The organism is Dyella sp. (genome assembly GCF_036568765.1).
Lineage (GTDB): Bacteria > Pseudomonadota > Gammaproteobacteria > Xanthomonadales > Rhodanobacteraceae > GSA-30.
The window spans coordinates 1-9,535 of the sequence record NZ_DATCRY010000024.1 but is presented as its reverse complement, the minus strand read 5'-3'; the positions used below and the strand labels follow the sequence as shown (position 1 = coordinate 9,535).

The 9,535-nt window shown below is 62.9% G+C and carries 11 protein-coding genes; 2 read left to right on the top strand and 9 right to left on the bottom strand.

What is annotated here, in order from left to right:
* Positions 1 to 86 precede the first annotated feature (86 nt).
* The 9 genes from pabC to VIM98_RS01845 all read right to left on the bottom strand — a co-directional run bounded on the left by pabC (position 87) and on the right by VIM98_RS01845 (position 8,094).
* A complete protein-coding gene (gene pabC, locus VIM98_RS01885; protein WP_331991392.1) occupies positions 87 to 917 on the bottom strand; it encodes an aminodeoxychorismate lyase in 831 nt (276 codons plus the stop codon).
* Positions 917 to 2,263: an aminodeoxychorismate synthase component I gene (locus tag VIM98_RS01880; protein ID WP_331991391.1), complete on the bottom strand. Its 1,347-nt coding sequence runs from the start codon at positions 2,261 to 2,263 to the stop codon at positions 917 to 919. Before VIM98_RS01880 ends, pabC begins: the two co-directional genes overlap by 1 nt.
* Before the next feature lie 4 nt (positions 2,264 to 2,267).
* A complete protein-coding gene (fabF, locus tag VIM98_RS01875; protein WP_331991390.1) occupies positions 2,268 to 3,506 on the bottom strand; it encodes a beta-ketoacyl-ACP synthase II in 1,239 nt (412 codons plus the stop codon).
* 224 nt (positions 3,507 to 3,730) lie between these two features.
* Positions 3,731 to 3,970, bottom strand: a complete 240-nt coding sequence (gene acpP / locus VIM98_RS01870; protein ID WP_331991389.1) for an acyl carrier protein — start codon at positions 3,968 to 3,970, stop codon at positions 3,731 to 3,733.
* A gap of 265 nt (positions 3,971 to 4,235) precedes the next feature.
* On the bottom strand, positions 4,236 to 4,979 hold the full coding sequence (fabG, locus tag VIM98_RS01865) for a 3-oxoacyl-ACP reductase FabG (protein WP_331991388.1): 744 nt from the start codon (positions 4,977 to 4,979) through the stop codon (positions 4,236 to 4,238).
* Positions 4,980 to 5,041: 62 nt separating this feature from the next.
* Positions 5,042 to 5,992, bottom strand: coding sequence for an ACP S-malonyltransferase (gene fabD / locus VIM98_RS01860; protein WP_331991387.1), 951 nt, complete (start codon positions 5,990 to 5,992; stop codon positions 5,042 to 5,044).
* Between the two features lie 221 nt (positions 5,993 to 6,213).
* Positions 6,214 to 7,188: a beta-ketoacyl-ACP synthase III gene (locus tag VIM98_RS01855; protein WP_331991386.1), complete on the bottom strand. Its 975-nt coding sequence runs from the start codon at positions 7,186 to 7,188 to the stop codon at positions 6,214 to 6,216.
* A gap of 174 nt (positions 7,189 to 7,362) precedes the next feature.
* A complete protein-coding gene (rpmF, locus tag VIM98_RS01850; protein WP_331991385.1) occupies positions 7,363 to 7,557 on the bottom strand; it encodes a 50S ribosomal protein L32 in 195 nt (64 codons plus the stop codon).
* An 18-nt stretch (positions 7,558 to 7,575) separates the two neighbouring features.
* Complete coding sequence (locus VIM98_RS01845; protein ID WP_331991384.1) at positions 7,576 to 8,094, bottom strand: YceD family protein; 519 nt, start codon at positions 8,092 to 8,094, stop codon at positions 7,576 to 7,578.
* Between the two features lie 141 nt (positions 8,095 to 8,235).
* Between VIM98_RS01845 and VIM98_RS01840 the strand changes: the two genes are divergently transcribed.
* Entirely contained in the window at positions 8,236 to 8,691 is a 456-nt protein-coding gene (locus VIM98_RS01840; protein ID WP_331991383.1) for a hypothetical protein, read from the top strand.
* Positions 8,688 to 9,272, top strand: coding sequence for a Maf family protein (locus tag VIM98_RS01835; protein WP_331991382.1), 585 nt, complete (start codon positions 8,688 to 8,690; stop codon positions 9,270 to 9,272). Before VIM98_RS01840 ends, VIM98_RS01835 begins: the two co-directional genes overlap by 4 nt.
* The last annotated feature ends 263 nt before the right edge of the window (positions 9,273 to 9,535 follow it).

Here is a 9,535-nt window from a genome sequence, read left to right as displayed (position 1 = left end):
GCCGTAGGCGATGCCGGCAGCCACCGCCAACAGGACGAGAATCGCCGCGACGCGCAACCACACGCCGCCGGATTGCTTGCTACGGCTCATGCCAGCTCCCTGAAAAAGCCCAGATCGCGCCAGTGCCGTTGCAAGGCGCGCGTACAAGGGCCGATGGAAAACACCCGGTCGCCCACTGCCCGCAACGGAAGAATGCCGCGTATGCTGGAACTGAGGAAGAGCTCATCGGCCTGCGCGAGCACATCGAGCGGCAGCCGGCACACCTGTACGCTCCGCGCGGCCAGAATCTCGGCGCGCGCAACACCTGCCACGCCGCAACGGTCCACCGGGGGTGTCACCAGTACCCCGTCGATCACTGCAAACAGATTGGCCATGGTCGCACAGATCACATCGCCGTCCTGGTCGCACAACAAGCCTTCGGAGATTTCCTGATCGTTCCACTCGGTACGTGCGAGCACCTGTTCGAGCCGATTGAGATGCTTGATGCCGGCCAGTGCCGGCTGCGTGGCCAGGCGCAGGTCGCACAGCCGCGCCACGATGCCGTCGCGGTAGTCGTGCTCGCGCAACGGCGGCGGTGCGGATGCCGCGACGATACGTGTCGGCTGCGGCTCTGACGGCGGGCGATAGCCACGCTCGCCCTGGCCGCGAGTCAGCGTAATGCGTACTACTGCGTTGCTCATGCCCTCGATGCTGCGCAGCGCCTCTTCGTTCAGGCGCGACGGCTCGATTATCGGCAAGCCTAGCCGCGTGCAGCCGCTTTGCAGCCGCTGCATATGTCTGGCCCATAGCGGCGCGGCGCCATCGACGAAGCGAATCGTTTCGAACAGCCCGTCGCCATACAGCAGTCCACGATCGAGCGGCGAGACCTGCGCTTGCGCCCGACCGTCGACCAGCACGCGCGCCGAACCTGCCGGCATCAACCGTCCGCCCCCAGCGCACGCAGGAGGCCACGCGCCTTGGCTCGGGTTTCCTCCAGCTCGGCCTGCGCGATGGAGTCGACCACAATGCCTGCCCCGGCGCGCAAGGCGACCTGCCCGTCCCATAGCGTCAGCGTGCGAATCAGGATGTTCAAATCGAGGTCACCGTTGCGATCGATATAGCCCAGCGCGCCGGTATAGGCACCGCGTGGGGCGTCCTCCAGGGCCGCGATAATTTCCATGCAGCGGACCTTTGGACATCCTGTAATCGTGCCTCCCGGAAAGGTAGCGGCGATCACTTCGCCTGGCGTCACATCCGGACGCAGGCGACCTCGAACATTGGACACAATGTGATGAACGTGAGCGTAACTCTCCACCACCATCAATTCATCCACCTCAACCGTACCTGGAATACAGACCCGGCCAAGGTCGTTACGCTCGAGGTCGATCAGCATCACATGCTCTGCCCGCTCCTTCGGGTGCGTGCTTAGTTCGCGGATACGGGCGAGTTCATCGTCCCCGGCTACACGGGGGCGCGTACCGGCGATCGGGCGCGTTTGCGCAATGCCGTGGCGCGCCTCGACCAGCCGCTCCGGCGACGAGCTGACGATCGCCCAGCCGTCCCCCTGCAGCAACCCGGCGAATGGTGCGGGATTGGCTTGCCGCAAAGCGGCGTAGACGTCTGCGGGCGCTGGCGCCCGTTCATAGGCTACCTGCCACGCCCGCGACAGATTGACCTGAAAGATGTCGCCGTCGCGCAAATGCTCGTGAATGCGCGCCACACCTTCCAGGAACTTCGCGGGCGCGTCTTCCTCGATACCGCTGGGTGCCGGTAGTGGCGTAGCCGTCCACGCTGAAGCCAAGTCGCGCTCCATAGCGTCCAGCAACGCTTCGTCGCCGGACTCGACCAGCAAGATCGTGCGATCGTGCTGGTGATCCACCACGATTGCTGCCGGGCAACGCAAAGCCAAGGCCACCGGCACCACCGGGTGACGGCGCAATTTGAGCCTCGGTTCGACCTGCTCGGCCAGTTCGTAGGACAACATCACCGCCCAGCCACCATGAAACGGTAACGCGTCTTCGTCAGGCACTTGCCGCTCGGCACGCCACAAGCGATCGAGCGCCTCCAGAAAACTGCCGGCCTGCGGTGCGCCATCCCCATCGGTCAGACGGCCGTCTGCGTGCAACCGAAGCGATTCGCGCGGAAAAGCGAGCAGCAGGTCGTAGCGCGATTGCGGTGTACCGCGCACGACGCTTTCCAGCAAGCACGGGTAGCGCGATGGAAACAAAGCGGCCGGCGCGAGCAGATCGCGCCGGCCGGCAAGGTATCGCTGAGAAATTGTCACGCGGTCAGACGCGACGGAACGCCAGGGTACCGTTGGTACCGCCGAAACCGAACGAATTGGAAATGGCCACGTCCATCTTCGCCTCGCGCGCAATATTCGGCACGAAATCCAGATCGCAGCCCTCGCCCGGCTCATCCAGGTTGATCGTCGGCGGCAATACCTGATCGCGCAGCGCAAGAATGGTGAAGATAGCTTCCACGCCGCCGGCCGCACCGAGCAAGTGACCGGTCATCGACTTGGTCGAGCTGACCGGCACTTTGTAGGCGTAATCGCCGAACACGCGCTTGGCTGCCAGTACTTCACCCAGGTCGCCCAGCGGCGTCGAAGTACCGTGCGCATTGATGTAGTGCACATCGGTCGGATTCAAACCGCCGTCCTTGAGCGCGGTCTCCATCGATCGCGCTGCGCCCTCGCCGCCTTCGCTCGGCGCAGTGATGTGGTAAGCGTCGCCGCTCATGCCGAAGCCAACCAGCTCGGCGTAGATCTTCGCGCCACGCGCTTTGGCCATTTCATATTCTTCCAGCACCAACACGCCCGCGCCGTCGGACAACACGAAGCCATCGCGGTCCTTGTCCCACGGACGGCTGGCCTTGCCCGGCTCGTCATTGCGGGTGGACATCGCCTTGGCCGAACAGAAACCCGCCATGGCCGTGCCCGTCGTGGCAAATTCCGCACCGCCAGCGATCATCGCATCGGCATCGCCGTACTGGATCATGCGCGCAGCCAGGCCGATGTTGTGCGTAGCCGTGGTGCAGGCGGTGACGCACGCGATATTCGGGCCCTTCAGGCCGTACATGATCGACAGGTGACCGGAAACCATGTTGATGATCGAGCTGGGCACGAAGAACGGCGACACGCGACGCGGCCCCTTTTCGTGCAATTCGATCGACGTATGCTCGATGGTATGCAGGCCGCCGATGCCTGCGGCCACCGCCACGCCGATGCGCGGTGCATTTTCATCCGTCACCACCAGGCCCGAATCGCGCAGGGCTTGCGTGCCCGCAGCAATACCGTAGTGGATGAACGGGTCCATTTTTTTGATGTCTTTCGGGGCGATCCAATCGGCCGCGTTGAAATCGCGCACCTGCCCGGCGATACGCGTGGCGTAGCCGGTGGCGTCGAAATGGGTAACCGGGCCGATGCCGCTGACGCCTTTGATGATATTGGCCCAGGCGCTATCGATATCGTTGCCGACCGGCGAAATGATGCCCATGCCGGTCACTACCACACGTCGTTTGCTCATCTGATCTTTCCCTTAAGGGTTCCAAACTGCCGCCTGCGGCGGCCGACCGCTCACGAACACGGCCCTAGCGCCCGATACCGGAGAGTCGCCGCAGGTTTCTTCGGCAACCATACGGGATCGGACGTTTCAAAATGCATAAACGAAAACTGCGCCCAGATGGCGCAGCTTTCGGTATCGCGACATACAAGACCGGCAAGATGCCTGACGCCTGTATCGTCTCGCGATCACTCCTTGGTGTGAGCCTTGATGTAATCGACGGCCTGCTGCACCGTGGTGATCTTCTCGGCTTCCTCATCCGGAATCTCGGTCTCGAACTCTTCCTCGAGAGCCATCACCAGTTCCACGGTGTCCAGCGAATCAGCGCCCAGATCGTCAACGAACGAGGAGTTCGCCGTGACTTCATCTTCCTTCACGCCCAGCTGCTCGACGACGATTTTCTTGACGCGTTCTTCGATGGTGCTCATGTTGCCAATACCTCCCAAGGAGTAGTTGCTTGTCTTGAACCGGCCTTCTGGCCAGCAAGGCCGGCGGATTGTAATGGCTAAGCCTGTCGGCCGCCACGGTCCACCGGCTCGGTTGTATGTCGCCCCCCGAGAGGTCGACGCGAAAGGCCAATTGTCGCCTAAAAATCGTCGGCTGGCGACAACTGGCCGAAATATCCCTGCAGGATGAGACGGCCCGCCCCCCTTCCCGGCCGTCGGCCAGGGCGGAAGTCCGCCGAAGCCGCCGTCAGGGCATGTACATGCCCCCGTTGACGTGCAGGGTTTCGCCGGTGATATAGGCGGCGGCAGGCGAGGCCAGGAACGCAACAGCTTGCGCAATATCGTTTGCCTCGCCCAGACGGCCGAGTGCAATCTGCCCCAGCAGCGCCTGCTTGGCGTCCTCGGGTAAAGCGCGAGTCATGTCGGTATCGATGAAGCCCGGCGCCACGACATTGACAGTGATCCCACGGGTGCCGATCTCGCGTGCCAGCGATTTGGAGAAAGCGATGATGCCGGCCTTGGCCGCCGCGTAGTTGGCCTGCCCAGGATTGCCGGTCAGGCCAACGACGGAAGCGATCGAAATGATGCGTCCCTTGCGCGCCTTCATCATGCCGCGCATCACCGCCTTGGACGTGCGATAAACCGACGTCAGGTTGGTATCGAGGATGGCCTGCCAATCCTCGTCCTTCATGCGCATCAGCAGCTGATCTCGCGTAATGCCGGCGTTATTGACCAGGATCGACACCGGACCGAACTCCTTGCCGATAGCGTCGATAAGCGCCTCGACCTGTGCACCGTCGGCAACGTTGAGCATGCGGCCATGACCACCGTGCGCGGCCAGCCGCTCACCGATCGCAGCCGCGCCGGACTCGCTGGTCGCTGTACCGATCACGGTGGCACCGCGCTGAGCCAGCTCATCGGCAATGGCTGCACCGATACCACGACTGGCACCCGTGACCAGAGCGATCTCGCCCTGAAGAGAATGACTCATGGCGAAAACTCCTTAGCGATAAAAAAACAAAAAGAAAGCAAACGTCGCGTCCGAAATACGATTCAGGCATTCCACTCGGCGAGCGCGGCATCGAGTTCGGCGGGCGCGCCGATCGCGCGAGCCTCGATGTTCTTGTCGATGCGCTTGATCAAGCCGGCAAGCACCTTGCCCGGACCGGCCTCGGCGACCCGCGTCGCGCCGCCGGCAGCCAGTGCCTGCACGCACTCGGTCCAACGTACGGGCATGTACAGCTGCTGCTGCAAGGCCTGGCGAATCGCATCGACAGTATCGAACGCCGTCGCAGTCGCGTTCTGTACCACGCGCACCGCAGGTAACCGCCACGCGATCGACGCCATGCGCTCACCGAGCTTGTCCGCGGCATCGCGCATCAGCATGCAATGCGACGGCACCGACACAGCCAGCTTCACTGTCTTGCGAATGCCTAACTCGGCCAGAGCTGCGATAGCCCGATCGACCGCCTCGGCATGACCGGCAATAACCAGCTGACCGGGCGAATTGAAATTGGCGGGCGCCACGACCTGCCCCTGCGCGACTTCGGCACAGACTTGCGCGATCTGCGCATCGTCGCCACCGAGCACCGCGGCCATCGCGCCGACGCCCGCCGGCACCGCCGACTGCATCAGGCGGCCGCGCTCGGCAACCAGCGCCGCGGCGTCATGCAGCGAGAGCGAGCCGGCACAGACCAAAGCGCTGTATTCGCCCAGGCTATGGCCGGACATCTGTGCAGGCTGCACACCCCCCAGTTTCTGCCATACGCGCCATACGGCCACGCTGGCAGCCAACAGGGCCGGCTGAGTATTTTGCGTACTGTTGAGCTGCTCTTCCGGCCCTTTCTGGCTCATCGCCCACAGATCCACACCTGCGCCCTGTGAAGCTTCGTCGAACGTGGCTTTGACTTCGGCGTGCACAGCGGCCAGATCGGCCAGCATGCCGACGGACTGAGAGCCCTGGCCAGGGAAGACAAAAGCGAGCGAAGCGGCGGTTCGAGTCATGGGATGAGGCATTGGCGAAAAATGAAATAGTGCCAGTAATGGCGACCGTACGCAGCTGTTTGGGGCGCCGCTGCGTGCGGCCGCTCGCGATGCTCGTTGTGAGCTGGCCCGCTGTGCGGGCTGTAAAGAGCGAGGAGAAAGCCCAAGAAAAAAGCCGGGCTAGCCGGCTCTTCTCCTTAACACCTGGCTCTTGGCAAACGCCTAACCACCGGCCTCGCGCATCAAAAACGCAGCAGTGCCGACGCCCAGGTAAAGCCGCCGCCGAACGCTTCCAGCAACAGGTTCTGGCCGCGTTTGACCTTGCCCGAACGCACGGCGTGATCGAGTGCCAGCGGCACCGAACCGGCCGATGTGTTTGCATGCTGGTCGACGGTCACAATGACCTGCTCCATCGACATGTTCAAACGCTTGGCAGTCGCCTCGATGATGCGCAGATTAGCCTGGTGCGGAATCAGCCAATCCAGTTGTGCCGCTTCCATGCCGGCGGCTTGCAGTGTTTCTTCGACCAGGGCATCGAGCGTCTTGACGGCCACCTTGAATACCTCCCGGCCGGCCATGCGGATGCGCACACCATGGTTGGGTTCATCGGTAAAGCCCACCGAAACGCCGACCGGGTTGTAGAGCAGATCCTTGTTGCCGCCATCGGCATGCAGGCAGGTGGTGTAGATACCCGGCTCGCTGGAGCCTTCCAGCACGACCGCGCCAGCACCGTCGCCGAACAGCACGCAGGTTTCGCGTTCTTTCCAGTCGATCATGCGCGTCAGTGTTTCGGCACCGATGACCAGCGCACGCCTGGAAGCGCCGGTCTTGATGAACTTGTCCGCCACACCCAGGGCGTACATGAAGCCTGAGCACGCCGCGTTGACATCCAGGGCCGCGCAACCGTTGGCACCGAGGCGATGCTGAATCAGGCAGGCAGTGGACGGAAAGATAATGTCCGGGGTCGTCGTACCAAGCACGATCAAATCGATGTCGCCGGCCTTCAGGCCCGCCGCGTCCAGCGCGCGTTGCGCCGCCAGCGTGGCAAGGTCGCCGGTGGTTTCGCCGTCAGCGGCCACATGGCGCTGGCGAATACCGGTGCGTGTACGAATCCATTCGTCACTGGTGTCGACGAACTTTTCCAAGTCCGCGTTGGTAAGCACGCGCTCCGGCAATGCACTGCCGGTCGCAACGATACGGGAATAGATCGTGGCCATTGACTATCCAAAGTGGGACAAACAGCGTACGACGGGTATCGGGTTCAAGCCCGTCGACGGCCGAAGCCGCAACGTTACGCCGTCTGGACGCCTAAACGCAAAAAGCGGCGCGTAGACGCGCCGCCTTGCAGTCTCAAGTATGAGAGCCGTGTGCAGCCTCTCAAGAACTTGAGATCAATCCTCTTCGACCACCGAGGTGTTGGTGTCGATGACCTTCTTACCGCGGTAGAAGCCATCCTTGGTCACGTGATGGCGCAAATGCACCTCACCGCTGGTCGGATCGGTGGCCAGCTGCACGGTCTTGAGCGCATCGTGCGAACGACGCATGCCGCGGGTGGACGGGGTTTTGCGGCTCTTGGCAACGGCCATGGCAAGTCTCCAGCTAAATCAGTTTTTCTTGAGTTCGCGCAACACCGCGAACGGGTTATCGGTACGACCCTCGGTGGCGGATGCCTCCGTGCCGGGGTCAACTACTTCATCGGGCAGGCTGCTGTCCGGATTGATCGGAACCAGCGGCAACGCCAACAGCAATTCGTCTTCGATCACGTCAGCCAGACTGAGCTTGCCGTCCTCGGCAACAAGCAGCGGTTCGCTTCCTGGCGGAAGCGCCGACTCCTCGCGTTCGGAGCGGATCAAGCCAAGCCGTGCATCGACCGTTACCGGCAGGATGAACGGCTCCAGGGTCCTTTGGCAGATCAACTCGAGCGGCGCCTGGACGCGGACATCCAGATAGGACGTGCCGAACTCGTCACGACCGAAATCCAACTCGTACTGAGCCACCCCATCCGTGCCGGCAAGCACCTCGGCGAGGCGCTGTAACCCGGCAATCGGCAAGGCACCTTGAAACGAACGCCTTGCCGCGACCATGCGCCATGCGTCCACGGACTCTGGCAGTGTCACGGACATAATCGCGAAATTCTAGGTTTGCGCCGGAGATAAGTCAACTGCATACAAGCGCTTACCCCCTGCATGCGCGACCTTTTGCGTCGCTTGCCGCCCATGCGGCAGACTGAATGCCTCGACGCCACCTTGGAACCTGGATCCTCCGTGAACGCCTACCTGACGGCCAGCGTGGCCGCTGTGTTCATTTTACTGGTCTTCGGGGGCGTCCTGGCGATCGCTCACCGGCAACGGATCTACCGCCGGGCCGGCAGCGTTCGGCATTTGCTGGATCTAGCCGACCGCCTGGAAGTGGACCTCAAGAGCTGCCGAAACGGCCTGCAGCAAGCTCATGCGGTGATCTCGCTCAATCCCGACCTGCCGGCCGAAAGCGAGAAAGAGGCCCGCAGCGCCATCGAGGCCGGTCTGCGCTCACTGCTCCAGCAGCGGATCTGGATTCGCGACAAGGCCCCAAAGGCAACGCAGGAGGAGCTGGATGCGGCGGTAGCCGCCATGAGCGAGGCACGCAATCGCCTCAGGCCCCTCCTCGCCGGGCTGGACCGGGCCCAGCATGACCTGGACGACGCCATGCGCGAGCAGATTCGCCGCGAGGGCGACGCATGAGCGGGCCGCGCATCGTCCTGGGCTCGACGTCGGTGTACCGGGCCGAGCTGCTGCGCCGGCTCCTGCCAGCATTCGAACAACGCGCCCCCGGCACCGACGAAGTCGCGCTGACCGGGGAGTCGCCGGTGGACCGGGCGCTGCGGCTGGCAATCGCCAAGGCCGATGCAGCCGGAGCCGGCCAGCTCGACGCCCTGATCATCGGTTCGGACCAGGTAGCCGAGTTGAACGGCTCGATCCTGGACAAACCGGGCACGGCAGAGCGCGCACGCGCGCAGTTGGCGGCCAGCTCGGGACATGAGGTGCAGTTCCATACGGCCTTGTGCCTGCTCGATACGCGCGATGGCATGCGCTATACGCACATCGATCACACGCGCGTGCGTTTTCGCATATTGAGCGAAACCGAGATCTCCCGTTATGTCGCCCGCGAGAATCCGCTCGATTGCGCGGGCAGTTTCAAATGCGAAGGACTGGGAATCAGCTTGTTCGAGCGGATCGACAACGAGGATCCGACAGCGTTGATCGGGTTGCCCTTGATTGCGCTGGCGCGGTTGCTGCGTGAGGCAGGAATAACGTTGCCCTGACTAAGTGCAACGTAAAGGCGCTGGTCCCGGCATTTGCCGGGACGACGGCAGATAGAATTTTTGATTACTAATAACCCGGGGAGAGCGGAGCGCAGGCAATCGCCAACGCGTTCACCTTTGCCTCGAAGCCTCCTTCAACACAACGCAATCGGCCGGTTCGCTATTCAATACTTCGCCGTCTTCCGGTACGCGCCCAGCGTAGAACGCCATCGGCTTGCGCCCATGGAACAGCTCCGATCGCTGCAAGGGGCGCAACTGGGCGA